Consider the following 18712-nt stretch of genomic DNA (forward strand, 5'->3'; position numbering starts at 1 on the left):
TCTGTCCAAGCTTATTCTGTCCTTGAATAGTCATAATAAATAACCTTTCAATATATTGGAATTAAAAGCAAAGAGGAAGCGGGAAGGAATTCTACTTCTTTTTTGCTTTATTTTCTTAAAAAACTTGACAAAGAAGTTGACAAAGTGTATGATATTAACCGGTTAATAAACCGGTTAATAATAAGTTAAGGAGATATTATGAAACGCGCTTTAAAAATCTCAGCTTGCCTTAGTCTGCTGGCTATGGCCTTGTGTCTCTGGGGGTGTCAGTCTCAAAAGGAATCTAGTCCCTCGCAAGGATTGAAAATTGTAACTAGCTTTTATCCTATTTACTCCATGGTTAAGGCTATATCAGGCAATCTGAATGACGTGCGCATGATTCAGTCTAGTAGCGGTATTCATGATTTTGAGCCTTCGGCCAATGACGTGGCAGCCATCTATGATGCAGATGTCTTTGTCTATCACTCACGGACCTTGGAGTCTTGGGCTGGCGAGCTGAATCCTAGTCTCAAGAATTCCAAGGTTCAAGTCCTTGAGGCTTCCCAGGGTATGAAGCTGGATCGAGTCGCTGGCTTGGAAGATGTCCAAGCGGGAGAGGGAGTGGATGAGAAGACGCTCTATGACCCCCATACCTGGTTGGATCCTCAGAAGGCTGCGGAGGAAGCTCAGATTATCGCTGACAGACTGTCGGAGCTGGATAGCGACCATCGGGATACTTATCAGGCCAATGCTCGAAAATTTCAAGAAGAGGCCAAAAAGCTGACAGAACGCTATCAGGAGATTTTTGATAAAGTGCCCAACAAGACCTTTGTCACGCAACATACAGCCTTTTCTTATCTAGCCAAGCGCTTCGGGCTGACCCAGTTGGGCATTGCCGGTATTTCACCGGAGCAGGAGCCTAGTTCGCGCCAGCTGACAGAGATAGAAGACTTTGTCAAAGAGCACAAGGTGAAGACCATTTTTGTGGAAAGCAATGCTTCTTCCAAAGTGGCTCAAACCTTGGTCAAGGCGACCGGTGTACAAATCAAGGAGCTGAATCCTCTGGAAGCAGACCCAGCCAACCAACTATCTTATTTAGAAAATTTAGAAGAAAATCTAGCTGTTTTAGCTAAAGATTTGAAAGGATAAAAGACAACCATGAAAAAGAAATATTTTCTTGCTTCAGCTGCTGTATTAGCTCTTGGTATCGGAACTTACGGTCTTATCCAATGGCAAGCTCAGCCCCGACCTCAGACCAAAGATAACAAAGTAGCCTATATTGAGGACAAGACTTCGGGCGACAAGACGGATAAAAATTTGACATCTGATCAAATCAATGATGAAGAAGGTATCGAAGCAGAACAAATCGTCGTGAAAATCACAGATCAGGGCTATGTCACTTCCCATGGAGACCATTATCATTACTTTGACGGGAAGGTGCCTTTTGATGCCATTATCAGCGAAGAGCTGATTATCCGAGATCCTAACTACACGCTGCAGGAAGCAGATATTGTCAATGAGGTCAAGGATGGTTATATCATTAAGGTGGAGGGGAAGTATTATCTCTACCTCAAGGATGCCAAACATACCAGCAATGTCCGCTCGGTAGATGAGATTGCTCGGCAGAAGAAGCTGCATAAGACCAAGGAAGAAGGCGATAGTGGCAAATCTTCCGCAACAAAATCAAGCAAGACTCGCGATTTCAGCCAGCCTAGCAAGTCCCTCGCTGCGGGAAAGACGGCAACAGACCTTGCAGGAGTTTCTTACCAAGGCCAAGGGGGATATAGGACGGATGATGGTTATACGTTTAGTCCGTCTGATATCATCGAAGATACTGGCGATGCTTTTATCGTGCCACATGGCGGGCATTTTCACTACATTCCTAAGAGCGACCTGTCACCAGCAGAATTGGCTGCGGCTCAGAGCTACTGGAATAGCAGGCAGGCCGGCGGACGGGTGAATCCGCCTAACTACGGTAGGCCGATAGTATCTTCTAACACATGGAATCAAAATAGTGCTGGCAATCAGGGTGGATCAGTCTCAAATCCGTCTCCACAGCTACCAAATCATTCAAAGATTGAGCAGTCAAGTCCGGGCTTAGTGGTTACTCAGCCGAGTCCGTCCAATCCGCTCCAGCCGTCTCAACCATCTCAGCCATCCTTGCCAAGTTTGCTGCAGCAACTCTATGCCCTGCCTCAATCTCAGCGCTATCATGAAGGGGACGGCGTGGTGTTTGATCCGCTGAAAATCAGCCGTCGGACAGAAAATGGAATCGTTATTCCCCACGGAGATCACCATCATTTCATTCCTTATGACAAGCTGTCAGACTTAGAGGCGAATATTGCCCGCTTGATTCCTATTGGATATACTTACGAGCCGCTGGGCGATCCACTGCAAGCTTTGAAGCCTCAGCTACCGTCTCAGCCTGAGCACGATCATGGTTTTCATGCGGAGGCTGTCATTGGCAAGGACGACCAAGGCTACATGGTATCGCACGGAGACCATGCGCATTACTTTTACAGGAAAGACTTGACTTCTGAACAGATTCAAGCAGCGGAGCGGGTCTTGGCTAAGCAGCAACCAGTAAAACCATCAGCAGTAGTCAATGACGCTGAACGCTATTCACGCGATGCCAGCGATGAGGAAAAGATTGCTTATATCTGCCAAACCTATGGCGTTCCCAAGGAAGCGGTTCGCATCTCAAATGGCTTCTTTGTCTTTAATAACCCTGACCAGGCCTACGATCCGACACATATCCACCCCTATGCTGTCCGCAAGGAGCATGTTCGCATTCCTTTAGTAACTGGCAATGCAGAGCTGGACTTCATGAATGAGCTCTACACAACAGCCTTGCGCTCAGGTCTTTCGCCTTACAGTCTGCAGGTAGAAGATGGTCAATTTGTCATTCCTCATGGCGACCACAATCACTATATCAAGATCCAGTCCAAGGGCGCAGCAGAAGCCTTGAAAAATCGTCTGCCTCAGATTCAATCTAAGTATGAGCAGGGCGATTATGATGAGGCTGCTGTTTTACAAAAAGTAGAAAGCCTAAAAGCGGACAGTCAGCGTCTCTATGCCGATGATCCTCTTATGCAGCGGCGGATTGAGCTTGCTTTGGGGCAGTTTGTAGAAACCATGAAGAAGCTGCCTAGCAACTCAACAGCTGGTTATCTGAGCAGTCTGGATAACTTTGATAAGCAGTTTATCCATGTGGATCAGACGGTCAAGCCAATCCAAGAGACCGAGCTAGACAAGACCTATCAAGGACTTTTGGAGAGAATGAACCGGCTTGATACGGATAGCTATGGGCTGAAGAAAGCTGACTTGCTGCAGCGTCTGCAAAATGCTTATGCTGGCCAGAATCAAGCTGAAATGGCAGAGCTAGGACAAGTATTATCCGCTTTAGAAGATTATCATGATCGGACAGGCGTCACAGCGGTTGATTATATTCGCTATTTCTACCAAGCGTTAGAGGATGGGCGCTTGAGCCCTGAGCTGCGCAGAAAAGCGGCTGGGCTGACCTTGACTCTCTATAAGTCCCAAGCCTTTATAGAAGCGACCAATCTCCAACAGCTTTTCCCTGCCCTCTATCAGACTAAGAAAGAGATTGCAGCAGCCCTTGCTAGCGGCCAACCTTCTGCGTCCTCTGAAAAGACAGAACTAGATCAGGGAGAGCCTGATCAACCAACCTATAAGGCCATGATTTATGACTTTTTGAAAGGAATTTATGATGATTTTGGCACCTCGGATGAGAGCGAGAAGAGTGCTCAAGCCCTTGTCTTTCTTGGAAAAGCGCAGGAATTGCTTGGAGAAGTAAAGAGCCAAAATAGCCGAGCAGACTATGCGGCTAGAATCTTAGAATTAGACAAGGAATTAAAGAGCAGCAGCTCAGATAAGCAAGCTTTGCTGGCAGCCAGTCAGAAGCTTTTGGATCAGATGAGCCGGACCATTGCCGGACAAAAGGAAGAGCCAGCTAATACGGAAAATCAGGAAGTTTATCAACAGCTTTATAATCTGCTCATGTCTATTCATCAGTATTTGGAAAAGAATCAAGGAAGTGAGCAGCAATACCAGCAGCTGGACCAGCTTTTTGATAAGCTTGGACAGAGAGCTACTGACAAGAAAGAGCTGCTCAAGGAAATCCTGGCCTTCCAGAAGTCACTTGTCAATCCTAAGGGAACAAGCGAGTCCGATTCTCAGCATAGCAACGATGATGACTATCACTTTAATCTGCAGGATATGGTCGGAGCGGACGAGCAAGGCTATCGAGTAGCCCATCTAGACCACGAGCATTATATCTACAAGAAAGACTTGTCAGAAGCTGATCGTCAAGCTGCAGATGCCTATGCGGTGCAAAAAGGCTTCCTGAAAGCACCGGCTGAACAGCCTGCTTCTGGTCAGCTAGCAAGCAGCAGTGCTCCAGAAACTGCGCAAAATGGCAATCTACCTTCCGAATCTGCCACTGGAGAAGCAGCCCAAAACCAATCTGACAAACCGGCTGAAGCTTCGACAGCTGCAAACCCAACTGGTCAATCAAGCTTAGCAGCGAGTTTTGGCATGTCAGAGGAAGCATTCAACCAGAAATTGCAGGAGCTTTCTCAGCTCTACGGTGTCAGCTCAGAGACTTTCAGCTATAATCCAGCCAGCAGAAGCATCAGCTTTACAGGAGCTGATGGCCAACTGAAAACTGTTCAGATTAGTTAATATTATATTTTGATGTAAAACAACAATAAAACGAATGATGAAGACTAAACTAAGTCTAAGACCATCATTCGTTTTTGATTTTCACAAGCCTATACTTATTTGATTGATATTGTGTTAAAATAAACAGAGACTGATAGATGTTGATCTTCCATATTCAATAAACTAATGGTTTATTGAATATGGACAAAATGCTAGAATAATTAAATGTGTGAAAAAATGATTAGAGCAAAATATGGTGAAAATATTGTTGTCGCTTTTAAGTACAAAAATCAGTATTCTTGGTATATTTCTGACTTGGAGCTATGGTATATTAATTACGAAGAAACAGGATATAATTTAGATCAGATTGATAAAGAGAGATTACGTTCTCCGATTTTATTGCCTGAGAATATTCTCTATTTTTTAGAAGATATGCAAAAATATAGTTGCGATCTGTCAGAGCTAAGGAAAGTCTTTGCTAATGAGTATAAAATGGATAAACTGAATGCTATTTATGATTTCGCTCCATCTTTATTAGTTGATATGGATAATTTGTTACTATATTCTAATTATGCAGAATATATTTCTTTTGAGGAATATATCTCAGCTCCATGGATAGGGAAATATCAACATTTCCTAGATTTAATTCCGAAAGAATATAAGTTTTGGGCAGACATAGGGGATAATGTGTTTGACAAAAACATAAAACGTGGATAGAACAAAGAAAATAAAGAGAATAGAGGGAATAAAATAAATGAATGACGACAAAATGACTGTAATTCAAGAGATGTTTAAAAAAGGTGAAACAGATGAATTAGTTCCTGCAGTTACTGTGATACTGGACGGAAAAATTAAAGGTGTGATTGATATCTTGATGGAACAAAAAGGTTATGACGGATATCCAGAAGCTATATCTGATATTATCTTTAAAGGCATTTCAACAATAATTGATCGCGAATAAATTAGGCTAATCTTACCGTCAAAATTTTGAAAAGTTGATTCCTGAAAACGAACGCTATTGGATAGTAAAGGAAGGTAAATATAATGTCAGATAATAAATTAATTATTTTAAACGAGACATTTGGCAAGGAAGGCTCAGATCAGAAAGTCGAAGGTTTAACTTTAATTGTAGATGGACAAATTAAGACTGCATTTGATGCGATTAAAACGAAAAAAGACTATAGTAATTATAACGAAGTCTTGAGAGATATTGTTTTTGTCGGTTTAGAAAGTATATTGAGAGAAAAATAGTAAAAAATTATGAGTATGAGAGAATCAAATCGGTTCTCTCTTTTGGATATTAAGAGAGATGAGAGCATGCTTATCAGAGTGATTTAAGGGGAGCGAATTTTTGCTCTCTTTTTATGCTCTTTGGGCCTTCATCTCTTGTATGGTATAATGAGATTTGACAATACTAGGACTGAGATTTAAATGAGATTTGTTAGATACAAAAATCGTGAAATTACTTTACAAGAATTGAAGGATTTCCAATTTAATCCAGATAATTTTTGAATTGAAACACCTTCTGCTAATAGAAGTCATAAGTTTGAATAGGAGATGAGATGGATATTTTCGATATTGTTCAAGATGGAACATATAATGAGTTTATAGAAAGTTACAATGGAGACATAACACAAATTGATAAATATACAAAACTTAATTTGTTATGTACGGCTATGCTTAACAATAATTTACCGGAAGAGAAATTGAAAATTATTAAATATCTGCTGTCTGAGAAGGTAGAGGTAAATTTTTTGTCAAAAAAAGAAAACAGAAATGCTCTTCATTATTTCTTCCAAGCTAATTGGTGGCCTAAAATAGAATATGCATATGAGGTGGCGAAATTACTCATTGATGCAGGAATTGATGTAAATGCAGTTGACAAATTTGGTTCTATTCCGATGACTTACTCAGTAACGTTATTAAAATTAGCAACGGAAGAGTTAGAACCTCTATATATGCTTTTACTAGAGGCCGGTTCGGATTATAAGTTAAAAAACAAATCTGTTAAATCGTGTCTAGACTATGCGAAAGAATATTCTTGGAGAAGTAGTCTGCTTGATATTATCAAAGACTATGAAGAAGGTAGAAGTAATGAGAGTTTATGATTTAGAGTCGTCTATTAGAAATGCAGATTTAAAATCGTTTCAGAAATACCATAATGGAGAAATACATCAAGAATTTACGAATGATAATCTTTCCATGCTAGAGTTACTATTTACGGAATCTAGTAATTGTGGCAATAGAATGCAAATCGCAGAATATCTGATTCATCAAGGAATTGATGTAAATCATCAATCAAAAACTAAGAGTACTGCCCTTCATTTACTATTAGGATCTGCAAAGGCAAATTGGTCTGCTGATCCCCAATATCTCTTACAGGAAGCAGAATTACTTATAAAGAATGGAGCAGATGTGAATTTGAAGGATTCTCACGGTGGAACGCCTCTATCATATGCAATTGCGACATTAAAAGCCTCCACTGAAGATTTACTTCCTATGTACAAAGCTCTTTTAAACGCTGGAGCATATGTCGATGAGCGCTCTTGTGTACCTTCTTGTTTAGAGTTGACAAAAATTTTTCCTTGGAGAGCAGAATTACTTCCCTTGCTGGAAGATTTTCAGAGGAAATAAGAATGATTGGAGCGATTTTTCTACTTCAAATAACATTCTTTTTGATAAATTTATTCGCTATCTCACAATTAAACGAAAGTAAAAAAGGTAGGCCACATGGTATTAAACAAAGAAAAAATACAGGAAAATTTTGAGGAATTTATGTTTTATATTGATGATACCTTGGATGCAATAAAGCAAAAAGCTAGTAAGCAAGGTTATCATCTAGATATGAGTTTAGAAAGCTTGAAGGATTTGGCTCAATTCGTTCGAGAGAATGATGTCAAAAATGATCCTGAAAATATTGACGATTTCTTTAATTGCTGGGTCTATCTTGGTGAGGTTTTTCGCTTACAAGCCAAAGGAGCCTACTGGACAGTTGGTACTGAAAATCCGAAAAACTTAAATTATGGGTTAGAGTATTTGACGGGTTATAATACAATTGGTTCAGAATTTATTCCCTTATTAATTATGAATAACTTTACTTTAAGTTCACCTGATAGGTTAAATAATAATTTTTTCTGTGAATTAGTATTGAAACGTTTAAATCCTAAACCAATAAATCTAGATCATCTTCCAACTGAAGAAGGTTAGAGAGATAAAGGTTGTTTGGCCTTAATAAAGGAAATATAATATGAATATACGCGATACTTTAAGTACAGAAAAGAATTATAAAGATGGTCTAATGTCAAATAAAGAGGCATTGCAGTATTTTCAAGAGAAATTAATAAAACTTCAAATTGATTTAGATAATGGAATCGAAAACTATAAGAAGCCAACAATAGAAGTGTATCATTCAACTTTAGCGACTATCTTGTCTTATCAGAGAGATATTTTATTTGCAACTTATTCTAGTGGGGCTTCTTTGTCAGATTTTAAAGAGGAATACATCTCATTTGTGGCTTGTTTAGTTCCAGTATGGCATAAGGAATGGGGATATGAACAAATGGTATGGGCGCTTTCTATTGGTATTCTGTTAGAGATTGATAAGGAGATTTTTGAACAGCTGGTAGATTTGATCAAAAAAGATGATCCAGAGGATTATTTGATTGACTACCTGATTCAATATCGTTATCCAGCTTGGAAGATTCGGATTAATTATAATTTTCCAAGACCCTATGGCTTTACTAGGAAAATTATTGAAGAAGAGAATTCTGAACAGGCCCTCAAACTGTTGCAATAATATTTGATCAAGAAATGGTATCAAGGGAGCAGAGATGCAGGATGGTATGATTTGCATAAGCAGAATGTCAAAAATCATGTAGGTTATTGGTCTTTTGAATCTGGCGCTCTCTGCAAACTCAAGGGCTTGTATTACAAGGAATTGGAAGGCATTCCGTATTTCCCTTATGATTTGATTGCGAAAAGGGCTGAAGTTTAGAGTATTTTAATTTAACTAATAATAAAGGTATTTGAATAGGTGTTTATATGACAACAGAAATTCAACAATACAAAAATTGTACGATATTAAAAAACAATAATGATTATCAGATTTTGTGGAGTAGAGGGAAAGAAGTGCTTAACTTTCACATTAGTCAAGAATTAGCAGAATGTGTTTCAAAATCAGAAAAAGATTCTTTAGAAGTAATGTTTTATTGTGAACATCATCGTTGGCCTAAAGCAGATGAGTTAGAAGACTATAATCGATTGGATACGATTGTACATAGAGGTAACGGATTTATTGTATATGAGACAGACGGCTATTACGAAATTAGCTTCTTTAAAGAAATTGGCGGGGCTATGGGTCCAGAAGTTCGCTATCCTATTACTAAAGAACTGATGGATAAAGCATTTGAATCCTCTAGAGGAGCATATGAAGTTATGATTTATGCTGAAACAGGGCACTGGCCTTTATAGTAAGCTGGACTACATCATAAGAACAGCCAATAAATAGGGAATAAACAATTAGTAGATATTTGGTAAACGACAAAGGAGATAAGAGTGGAATCAATTTATGTAAGTCAAAAAGACATGTTGGAAATCTGTCAAGATGGTGATAAGTATTTCTTGCGTTACCCAACTTTTAATATTACTTATCCAGAAGTGATTAGAGAAATTCCCAAAGAAGCTGCAGATAGTTACATGTCGGGAGAACATACTGGCAAAGAGTTGATGAATTATGCGCAGTATGGTTTTTGGAAATCTAAAAAACAGTATACACAAGATGAGTCTGGTAAGCTCTTCATCGAAAATCATCCTTCCTTTATTTTGAAGAATCCTAAAAATAGCCGTCGTCTTTTCACAGCAGAGGAATTTACACAAATTGTCACCCAAGCCATTGTTTCAGAACTGGAACCTAGCGAGCTTGACGCTATTGGTATAGTTGATAGTCATTTAGAGCTTCTTCTGGTGGATTCAGTTGGCTGGGAGGAAGAAATAGAAGCAGTCCATCTGGAAATTCTGCAGGAAAAAATTAACAATTATATCTACTTCCTCGAAAGCAAGCAGTATGTAGAACGATATGGAGATAACTTTGATAAAAAAGTCATCCATATCACCTTTCAATATTCCCCTTCTGACAATGGTTTAGCCTTCCTAGCAGCTGTACAGAAGACATTACAGAATACAGATATGAGTTTGAAGATAGAATTGCCGGAGTGAAAAGACTAGCGAAATATAGAGGAAATAATCATCTTCTCTTTTTTTAGAGCACTGTGTTTTTTCAGTACCACCTAAGTCCCAATATGTTATAATAAGCAAAGGTAAAATTTCCGATTAGTACCTTTTGATGTGTCGGAAAAGTCGAAGAGATTTCTATTTTTATTTGGATTTAGAAACTAGAAAATGAATAAAAGATGGCGTAGCCTATTGAGGAAGAGAAATAGAAGCCTGATTTTTATGATATTTAATGCTGAGAGTAGAACTTGTACTAGGAGAATACAAATGAAACCCACAAAACTACAATGGGAAGATGTTATTCGGTTTGAAGAAGTTGAAGGATACGGGAAATCTATCTGGAAAAATAAGGATAAATATTATTTAGTTTCAGAAGAGGGAACTGTGGCTTCTTGGTTAGTAGTCTATGAATTACCACAAGAATTATTTACCTTACTAGAGAGTGGAGAACGGACTCTACTTGAAATATCTTGCAAGGTTAAGCACGATTGTTGGCCACCGACAGAAGAAGAAAAGAAAGCTAGTGAGAAACGATTCATAGAAGAGAGCCCTACATCATTAATTGATTTACCTGAAACTAGAGAGTTATTTACTCAGGAAGAGCTTGAAAGATTAGTTCCAATTGCTGAGCAAATGTGGATTGACTGGAGAGGCAAACTTCCAGATGATTATGTATCACCACTTAAGTAAGGAATGTATAAATGAAACCAACAAGACTACAATGGGAAGATGTTATCCAGTTTGAGGAAATTGAAGGGTATGGGAAATCCATCTGGAAAAATAAGGATAAATATTATTTAGTTTCAGAAGAGGGAACCGTAGCTTCTTGGTTAGTAGTTTATGAATTACCAAATGAGTTATTTGCCTTACTAGAGAGTGGGGAAAGAACGCTACATGAAGTATCTTGGAAGGTTCAAAACGATTGTTGGCCACCGACGGAAGAAGAGAGAAAAGAGTCTAGAAGAAAATTTATAAGTAAATATCCAGGTTCTTTGATAGATGTCCCTAAAAATAGGAAACTGTTTTCTAAGGAAGAACTTGAAGAATTGATTCCAATTGCTGAGAAACAGTGGATAGAATCTGAAGGCAAACTTCCAGATGATTATGTATCACCAATAAAGTAGAAAATGACTGTTATATATTGAATACATGGAGGGATGATGGATAAATTATACATAGTGGTTGATGGAATTGAACACCAATACTTTGATCGTGATAGTACAGGATATTATTTGATTTCTTATGATCCTTTATCAGAGACTAATGGCTATAAATTATTTGATTCAGAGTTGAAACAATATAGAAAATATTTGACAGAAAAACAGGTTGAAAAAAAATATAAAATTATAGATCATATTTGGTTTAATGAACAGAAATGGGATATTTTTCAACGAAGTGATGATAATTTAGATAAGCCTAATTCATGGGTAACGATTGTTTCTGACGATATAGAATTTTTAAATAGAAATGGACTATGGAAGAAGGAGAATTTAGTTGAAAGTAGGTATGGACATTTGTATTATTGTTCTTTACCAATCGAGGCAGAAAAGTTTTCTCTAATTCGAACTCGAAAAAATCTCCCTATATAGTCAAGATAGTAAGAAAGTAGTTTATTATGAAATCAGTTATTTTTTCAATAAAAAGCAACCAATCATTAAGGATTGGTGAGGTGCTTCAAGCAGAACTTTTTGAATGTTACAGCGTTTCCGCTAAGGATGCGGACTTAAAGCCATCTGCAGACTCTCTTATTTCGGATTTCCATTCTGTTCAGTTTGGGGTCAAAGAGAAGTCTAGTTTAGGGTTCCGTCTATCTTTTGATGGTCAAGCTTATCAGGTATCTGTTCCAGATTTGGCGACAGCTTCTGACTGGACTGGGGCCTTGATGTTCTTGAAAACCTTGCTCATTCTCTTAGACGTAACTGTATGTGAACATGATGGTGTGGCGTATGATAAAGATTCTATTCTAGAATTTCATTTCACAGATATTTTCTTATCAGCTCTTTCAGAATTGACTAAGGAAGTAAAAGTTCATCCCATCGTGGAAATTATGGGAGTGAAACGTCCTATTTACATCAATGAACTCTACCTAGGGCAGATTATCCATGTGCCGGACGAGCAACTCTTAAATAGTTATGACCAGCGTTTGCGCTTTACCCAACAGCTGAATGCTTATTACTCTGAGCAACAAGTTTTTAAAGTAGAGCAGGATGGTGAGGATATCATCATTCCTGTCAACTATCTAAATAGTGAAGGACGAACAATCTTACCATCTCATCCAGAGCTAGAACCTCAATATTTGCAACAGTATCAAGGAAGTAAGGTTGCAGTTGCACGACTATTTATCATGACAGCCAATGGGGAAAAACTAGCCGAAGTTCCTTATCGTCAGTACTTGGAGTCATTGACTGAAGGTATCTATATGCTGGATGCCAAATATGTTCTTGTTGACCCGATTTCACCTGATACTTTGCAGCAGATACTAGCCAAAATTTAAAAAGTCGGATAAAAATATCTTTTGAGAAATCTTCTTTGATATGATTTTACATTCCGACAAATATGTTCTATCAGGCTGAAAAATCAGCCAAGTTTGGAAATTTTCAGAATTAATCAATGGAGTAAATAAATGCAGACATATAAATTGAAAAATAAAGAAAATTATCAAAATTTTGTAAAAGACTATCGTGAAATAATGAAAGAAGGGAAAGAAGCTGAAGTTTTTCTAGGGACGGAAGCTAGGTATCGTTTTCGACAACGAGATTCTTATGAACTTGATAGTACAGATATTGGAGTATTGATAGAATATTGCTTATATCCTTTGTATGTGGAAGGTGATAGGGATATAGCGCGCAGAACTTTTGAAATCTTGAAAGATTTTAGCTTATCTAATGATCTAATGAAATTAAAGAAGGTCACTCAATATATTTCTAATCAAAAATGGTTTGTAACGAATTATTATGATATTCCCTTTGTTATTGAAACAGATGAATTGGTAAGAAATATTATAGAAAGCACTTCCCACCTATCAGATGATCAAAAACGAACGTATACCTATGAAGGGTTGTGTAATGTATTAGAACGTAATCCAGAATACAGACAGTGTGACGAAGAAAAGGTAGAGAAGATTCTCAAGGAATTCAAGGAAAAATACTACAATCCACCTAATGTAGTAGAAACCATTAAAACAGTTGAGAAAATTGAACTAGACGTTACAAGTATTGATGCGATGGGTGTTGCAGATGACCATCTAGAGTTGTTGTTGATTGATGAAAACAAATGGATAGAGTCATTAGAAGAGGAGCATCTCTTGAAACTTCAAGAAAAACTCAATAACTATATCTACTTCCTCGAAAGCAAGCAGTATGTGGAACGATATGGCGATAACTTTGATAAAAAAGTCATCCATATCACATTCCAGTATTCTCCATCTGACAACGGTTTGGCCTTTCTCGCAGCTGTTCAGAAAGTGTTACAACCTACAGATATGAGCTTGAAGGTAGAATTGCCAGAGTGAGAAAAAACCACAGAAATCCCTCTTGAACTTCTGTGGTTTATTTTTTTACTCTTGATAGGAAACAATGCCGATGATGGTATCGACAGCGCGTTCCATGGTTTCTAGGCTGACATATTCGAAGCGGCCGTGCATGTTCTCGCCGCCGGCAAAGAGGTTAGGTGTCGGGATGCCCATAAAGGAAATTTTAGAGCCATCAGTTCCGCCTCGGATAGGCTCGATGATAGGCTGGATGTCCAGACTTTCCATGACTGCTTTGGCGATATGGATAGGTGTCATGTTCTTTTCAATGACTTGCTTCATGTTGTAATACTGGTCTTTGAGGGTCAGGATAACGCGTTCGCTGCCCAGCTCTTGGTTCATCTTTTCAGCAATAGCCTGCATAGCAGCTTTGCGATTTTCAAAAGCCTCTGTCTCAAAGTCGCGGACAATGTAGCTAGCTTGAGCTTCTTCGACAGTACCGATCAGGTTCATCAGGTGGTAGAAGCCTTGGTAGCCCTCAGTCTTCTCTGGCCGGTCGGCTTCTGGCAGCTGGTTGTGGAAGTCAATAGCCAGCTGGAGAGCATTGACCATCTGGTCTTTAGCAGTTCCTGGATGGACATTGAGGCCTTGGAAGGTCAGCTCTGCTCCAGCAGCGCTAAAGGTTTCGTACTGGAGCTCACCTAGAGGTCCGCCATCCACTGTGTAGGCAAAGTCCACATCGAAGTCTTCAGCGTCAAACTTATCAGCCCCGATACCGATTTCCTCATCCGGTCCAAAGCCAACTCGAATTTCTCCATGCTTGATTTCTGGATGGGCAGACAGGTATTCGATAGCAGTCATGATTTCAGCAATACCTGACTTGTCGTCTGCTCCCAAAAGAGTGGTTCCATCAGTTGTAATTAAGGTTTGGCCCTTGTATTTATGGAGACTGGAAAAGTCCGCAGGATCTAAGTTAAAGCCAGATTGCCCCAGCGGAATCACTCCACCGTCATAATTCTCAATGACCTGCGGCTGGATGTTTTCCGCGTTGAAATCCGCCGTATCCATGTGGGAAATAAAGCCAATCTTGCGGGTAAAGCTAGGGTCGTTGGCTGGCAGAGTTCCAATCGCAAAGCCGTTAGGCAGGTAGTAGACATTTTCCAAGCCAACCCTCTTCATTTCAGGAATGAGGACCTTGTTGGCAAAGTCCACTTGACTCTGGGTGCTGGGTGTAGTAGTAGATGTCTCGTCTGAGCGCGTGTTGACCTTGACATAGGTCAGGAAACGCTCTAAAAGATTAGGATATTTCATAAATGCTCCTTTTTCATTTCATTTAAATCTATTTTAGCATATTCAGGAGAGAGTGAGAAATGTTTTTCGTTTCTTGGGTATAAAGGCAAAATCTAGCAATTAGTTTTATATCTTGTCAAAATCTGGTAAACTATATCTATGCAAATGGAAAAAATAATCAGCAAAGCTGTGATTTTGGGGGCTTCGGGAGGTATAGGTCGTCAGCTGGCTATAGAACTGGCTCAAAGGACAGACCAGCTGGTCTTGGTTGGCAGAGATGAAGCTAAACTCACTCAGTTGCAAGAGGACTTGTCTGGGGTTCAGGCCAAGCTTTCCTGCAGAGTTTTGGATTTGCTGGATGCAGCTGCGGTAGATGATTTTGCTCAGCAGCTAGATGCGGATCTACTGATTAATTGCTGCGGTCTGGCTAATTTTGGTCCAGCGCTATCTCTTTCGGAAGCTGATGAAAAGGCTCTCTGGCGGGTCAATTACCAAGCGCCGATTCGACTGATCAAGCAAGTTGCGGAGCGCAATCGCAAGATAAGGCTTGTCCAGCTTTCCTCTCTGGCAGCCCTTTGTCCCCATCCTTATCTGGCAGCATACAGCGCCAGTAAGGCCGCTTTGCAGACTTACTGTCTAGCCTTGCAAGAAGAGCTGCGCCTCAAAGGCTCTGAAGTGACAGTTTGTTGTTACATTTTAGGACCGGTTCAGACTGCTATCTTTCCTCCAGAGCTGCAGGATACTTTGGGTGGAAGTCAGTTGCAAATGAGCCCGGAGATAGCAGCACGACGCATCATCAGACTCCTTCAGCAAGGCTGTTCCTATGCTATAGTGGGCAAGAGATATCGACTACTGGCTTGGCTCATGAAGTTACTTCCACAAAGATGGATTATCCGTTTGATTGGCGCTTATCTACGAAAGGGGCTTTGATCATGAAACTTATTTTTTTCTTGCTGGCTGCTGCCTATTTGCTTCTCTTTATCTTGCGTTGGCTCTTATCTTTGGCTTATTTGAAAAAAGGGCAGAGCTCTTCATCGGACTTTCAAGAGGAGCTTTATACGGTGGTCCAGCCCATCCTATCTGGTGACCCTCGTTTGGAAAATGACTTACTAGCCAATCTCCGGCAGACAGAAGCAGTGGAGTTTTACTGGCTGATTGATCAGTCTGATCCAGAGGCGCAGCGAGTGGCTGATAAGATTTGTCAAAATCCTTCCTATGCCCAGCGTATTCGCGTTTTTCTCATGGGGGATGTCCCCCAGGGGATTAATCCTAAGAGTTATAAAATTGAGCAGATTATAGATGGGCTGACCCGGCCATATCTGATTGTTCTCGATGACGACAGTGTCATTGATTTTTCAAAAATGGGAGAGTTGACAGATTATCTAGGTGAGAGTGTTATTTTGACCGGCATTCCCTATAATCAAGAGCGAAGCAATTTCTGGTCCAAGCTAGTAGCAGCTTTTGTCAATGGAAATTCTTTCATTACCTATTTTACCATGGCAGAAGTTAAAGCTAATCACTCGATTAATGGAATGTTCTACATCCTGCCACTTGAACTGGCTAGGGAGCAGAAGCTCTTCAGTGCTATAAAAGACTATCTTTGTGATGATTTGGCTGTAGCGGATTTTCTGCGCAGCAAGGGAGTGGAGATTATCCAGACGCGGGTGACTTGTAATGTTCGGACTACGATCAAGGATGCCAAGCAATATTTGCTACAAATGAAGCGTTGGCTGCTTTTTAGCTCTATCTATCTGAAGGAACACTTGGACTGGAAGGTTATTATTTTAATTGTTCTTCCTAGTTTTCTGTCCTTTCCTGCCTTGCTCATTAGTTTCTTTCTTGGCTGGCCTTTTGAGCTGTTGGCTTTGCTTTTGCTCTTGGTCAAGGCAGTTTGGATGTTAGCTTATCGTCGCCTTATCCTAACTGCTCGGCCGTATCCTGATGAAGTGTTCTACGAGGTGCTGAATGACCTAGTCTTGCCTTGGCTTTTCCTCTATGTCTTGCTCAGTCCGCGGGTGATTAACTGGCGGGGAAGGAAGATTCGAGTGACGGATGGGAAAATCCGCTATGAGTAAGATGAAGCAGTATTTGGATAAATTGGATGCTCTGTCGCCAGACCAAACCTTGCTAAAATCAAGCAAAGTCTTGCTTTTTCTCAGTGGCAGCAGCCATTTGGAGAGCGCTAGTTTAACTGCAGGACAGCTTGAGTTTCTTGAACAGATTTGTCCATCGGATTTCTCAGTGGTGGCTAGTAATTTTCCGTTTAACCAGAGATTTGAGCACGGGAGACTAACCCAAGTTTCCTTGTTGACAGCTTCCATTTCCAATATCCGTTACTATTGGCATACTCTCTACAATTCTCGCTTTCAGGAGGCTTTGCAGCGGCATTTGTCTCCTTTACTGGATGTTGAGGATGCTGTCATTATCTGCAAGAGCTCGGGACTCAATATCCTGACCCAGTGGCTGGAGAGCTTGGGTGAGGAAAATCTGCCGATCAGACTGAGAGTGATTGCGCTGGGGCCTGTTTCACGGAGACTCCTAAATCGCAAGGATATTGACTCGCTGGTCATCAAGGGCAGGAAGGATATTTACAGCAGATGTCTAGATGGCCATCTAGCTGATGTGATAGTGGGTAGCAACCATTTTGATTATGAATACAGGGAAGATGTGAAAGGATTAGTTTATGACTGGATTAGAAAAAGTGATAAAGATTGATGTGATTAGTGTGCCATTTAGTGGCCACCTGCTGCCTACTTTGACCGTAGTCAAGCCTCTGCTAGCGGATCCACGTTTTCAGATTCGGGTTATCACTGGCTGTCAAAAGAAAGAGTTAGTAGAGGAAATCGGTTTTGATTGTCTAGCACTCTTTCCAGAAAGACCGACGGTGATGGAGGACATCGCCAACACCCCGCAGCAAAGCAATCCTTTGATTACCTATCAGCAGTTTCGAGCCAATTCTAGACTAATTCCAGAAGTTATAGACGAATTAAATCGAATTTGGAAAGAGGGAGATCAACCGGATTTGGTCATAGCGGATTTTGTTGCTTCACCAGCAGGCCTGATTTCTGATCGCTTTGGCATCCCCTGGATAACCACGATTCCGAGTCCGGTTGCGATTGAGTGCCGGACGACAACTCCGACTTATTTAGGAGGCTGGAAACCTCACCAAGGTGTCTTGTACAAATTCAGAGATGCTTTAGGCAGGCAAGCTATTCGTTGTGGAAAGAAAATGGCCTTTGCTTTAGTCCGGAAGAGTTTGGGAGACTATCAAGATTTTAAACTCTATCGGGAAGACGGCACAGAAGCTATTTACTCGCCTTACTCTATCTTGGCTTTGGGCATGAAAGAGCTAGAATTTCGAGATGATTTTCCTAAGCATCTTCGCTGGGTTGGCTACAAATGCCTGTCCTTTGATCGTCTACCTGAAGCACATGAGTCTTATTTTGAGACCGAAAAGAAGCGGGTTTTAGTGACTTGCGGCACTCATTTGAAATGGGAGAAGGAGCGCATGGTGGAGCGAGCGAAAAAGCTAAGTCAGCTCTACCCAGATTACCTATTTTACGTTACCTTGGGTGAAGCTAGTGGCTTGGGCAATGCTCCGAAGAGACTTGCTGAAAACCTGCTGCTCTTTGACTATTTGCCTTATACAGATATCTTGGACAAGATAGATTTTGCCATTCACCATGCAGGGACGGGTATCATGATGGCTTGTATTGAGCAGGAGATTCCCAGTCTCATTTTGCCGCAGGATTATGACCAGTTTGACAATGCCGTTCGTGCTGAGCTAGCTCAGGTGGGGTTGGTTTCTCGCAAAAAGACCGATACAGAAGTTCTGCGGCTTTTTAAGGAATTGACAGATCGCACGGACTGGTCTCAGTTGAAAACTCTTGCCCAGCAAAGTAAAGAATATGAGCCTACAGAAATTCTCTATCAAGAGCTGGGGCGCCTGCTCAAGCTTAATTTATAAATGGAAAACTCAACAAACTATTAAAGCATACTTCTAATATTAAAGTGTCTGAATTATTAAATTTTCCTATTCTTTTCAAGGAATAGGTTTTTGGT

19 protein-coding genes and 3 pseudogenes are annotated in these 18712 nt (G+C 40.3%); 21 read left to right on the plus strand and 1 reads right to left on the minus strand.

The genetic code is table 11. The features are described 5' to 3' along the window. Positions 1-198 precede the first annotated feature (198 nt). The 17 genes and pseudogenes from FKX92_RS02485 (at position 199) to ifs (ending at position 13402) form a co-directional block, all read left to right on the plus strand. A complete protein-coding gene (locus tag FKX92_RS02485) occupies positions 199-1128 on the plus strand; it encodes a metal ABC transporter solute-binding protein, Zn/Mn family (protein ID WP_149565425.1) in 930 nt (309 codons plus the stop codon). Between the two features lie 9 nt (positions 1129-1137). Further along, positions 1138-3177 (plus strand): annotated as a pseudogene (locus FKX92_RS12260) (pneumococcal-type histidine triad protein); the annotation flags it as partial. A gap of 984 nt (positions 3178-4161) precedes the next feature. After that, positions 4162-4683 (plus strand): annotated as a pseudogene (locus tag FKX92_RS12265) (pneumococcal-type histidine triad protein); the annotation flags it as partial. A 216-nt stretch (positions 4684-4899) separates the two neighbouring features. Next, positions 4900-5379, plus strand: a complete 480-nt coding sequence (locus FKX92_RS02495) for a hypothetical protein (protein ID WP_149565427.1) — start codon at positions 4900-4902, stop codon at positions 5377-5379. Between the two features lie 37 nt (positions 5380-5416). Further along, positions 5417-5623, plus strand: coding sequence for a hypothetical protein (locus FKX92_RS02500; protein ID WP_149565428.1), 207 nt, complete (start codon positions 5417-5419; stop codon positions 5621-5623). Positions 5624-5706: 83 nt separating this feature from the next. Continuing rightward, positions 5707-5913 (plus strand): hypothetical protein, encoded by a 207-nt coding sequence (locus tag FKX92_RS02505; RefSeq protein WP_262405210.1) that lies wholly within the window; start codon positions 5707-5709, stop codon positions 5911-5913. 311 nt (positions 5914-6224) lie between these two features. After that, on the plus strand, positions 6225-6770 hold the full coding sequence (locus FKX92_RS02515; protein WP_149565429.1) for an ankyrin repeat domain-containing protein: 546 nt from the start codon (positions 6225-6227) through the stop codon (positions 6768-6770). Continuing rightward, on the plus strand, positions 6757-7296 hold the full coding sequence (locus FKX92_RS02520) for an ankyrin repeat domain-containing protein (protein WP_235787720.1): 540 nt from the start codon (positions 6757-6759) through the stop codon (positions 7294-7296). Before FKX92_RS02515 ends, FKX92_RS02520 begins: the two co-directional genes overlap by 14 nt. Positions 7297-7392: 96 nt before the next feature. Then, positions 7393-7869 carry a hypothetical protein gene (locus FKX92_RS02525; protein ID WP_149565430.1) on the plus strand — a complete coding sequence of 159 codons (477 nt, stop codon included), beginning with the start codon at positions 7393-7395 and terminating at the stop codon, positions 7867-7869. Between the two features lie 40 nt (positions 7870-7909). Continuing rightward, a pseudogene (locus tag FKX92_RS02530) lies at positions 7910-8656 on the plus strand (PoNe immunity protein domain-containing protein). A gap of 47 nt (positions 8657-8703) precedes the next feature. Next, positions 8704-9132: a hypothetical protein gene (locus FKX92_RS02535; protein ID WP_149565431.1), complete on the plus strand. Its 429-nt coding sequence runs from the start codon at positions 8704-8706 to the stop codon at positions 9130-9132. An 84-nt stretch (positions 9133-9216) separates the two neighbouring features. Next, complete coding sequence (locus FKX92_RS02540; protein WP_149565432.1) at positions 9217-9876, plus strand: DUF6572 domain-containing protein; 660 nt, start codon at positions 9217-9219, stop codon at positions 9874-9876. Between the two features lie 282 nt (positions 9877-10158). Beyond that, a complete protein-coding gene (locus FKX92_RS02545) occupies positions 10159-10581 on the plus strand; it encodes a hypothetical protein (RefSeq protein ID WP_061589063.1) in 423 nt (140 codons plus the stop codon). A gap of 11 nt (positions 10582-10592) precedes the next feature. Next, positions 10593-11015, plus strand: coding sequence for a hypothetical protein (locus FKX92_RS02550; RefSeq protein ID WP_061589062.1), 423 nt, complete (start codon positions 10593-10595; stop codon positions 11013-11015). 33 nt (positions 11016-11048) lie between these two features. Further along, positions 11049-11480 carry a hypothetical protein gene (locus FKX92_RS02555; RefSeq protein WP_149565433.1) on the plus strand — a complete coding sequence of 144 codons (432 nt, stop codon included), beginning with the start codon at positions 11049-11051 and terminating at the stop codon, positions 11478-11480. Between the two features lie 26 nt (positions 11481-11506). Then, the gene (locus tag FKX92_RS02560; protein WP_149565434.1) at positions 11507-12385 is read left to right on the plus strand and encodes a DUF4299 family protein; all 879 of its coding nucleotides are present in this window, start codon (positions 11507-11509) and stop codon (positions 12383-12385) included. A gap of 129 nt (positions 12386-12514) precedes the next feature. Beyond that, positions 12515-13402, plus strand: coding sequence for an NAD glycohydrolase inhibitor (ifs, locus tag FKX92_RS02565; RefSeq protein WP_149565435.1), 888 nt, complete (start codon positions 12515-12517; stop codon positions 13400-13402). 45 nt (positions 13403-13447) lie between these two features. Here the strand turns inward: ifs and pepT are convergent, their stop codons facing one another. Then, entirely contained in the window at positions 13448-14671 is a 1224-nt protein-coding gene (pepT, locus tag FKX92_RS02570; protein WP_149565436.1) for a peptidase T, read from the minus strand. 138 nt (positions 14672-14809) lie between these two features. Between pepT and FKX92_RS02575 the strand changes: the two genes are divergently transcribed. Genes FKX92_RS02575 through FKX92_RS02590 form a run of 4 tightly spaced genes read left to right on the plus strand, consistent with a single transcriptional unit; the run spans position 14810 to position 18617 of the window. Beyond that, positions 14810-15580, plus strand: coding sequence for an SDR family NAD(P)-dependent oxidoreductase (locus tag FKX92_RS02575; protein WP_149565437.1), 771 nt, complete (start codon positions 14810-14812; stop codon positions 15578-15580). A gap of 2 nt (positions 15581-15582) precedes the next feature. Next, positions 15583-16725: a glycosyltransferase gene (locus FKX92_RS02580; protein WP_187759365.1), complete on the plus strand. Its 1143-nt coding sequence runs from the start codon at positions 15583-15585 to the stop codon at positions 16723-16725. Continuing rightward, positions 16718-17365 (plus strand): hypothetical protein, encoded by a 648-nt coding sequence (locus FKX92_RS02585; RefSeq protein ID WP_187759366.1) that lies wholly within the window; start codon positions 16718-16720, stop codon positions 17363-17365. The genes FKX92_RS02580 and FKX92_RS02585 overlap by 8 nt, the downstream gene beginning before the upstream one ends. Further along, positions 17334-18617 carry a glycosyltransferase gene (locus FKX92_RS02590; RefSeq protein WP_004186629.1) on the plus strand — a complete coding sequence of 428 codons (1284 nt, stop codon included), beginning with the start codon at positions 17334-17336 and terminating at the stop codon, positions 18615-18617. The genes FKX92_RS02585 and FKX92_RS02590 overlap by 32 nt, the downstream gene beginning before the upstream one ends. Positions 18618-18712: the final 95 nt, after the last annotated feature.

This window comes from Streptococcus sanguinis, assembly GCF_008329445.1.
Classification (GTDB): domain Bacteria; phylum Bacillota; class Bacilli; order Lactobacillales; family Streptococcaceae; genus Streptococcus; species Streptococcus sanguinis_O.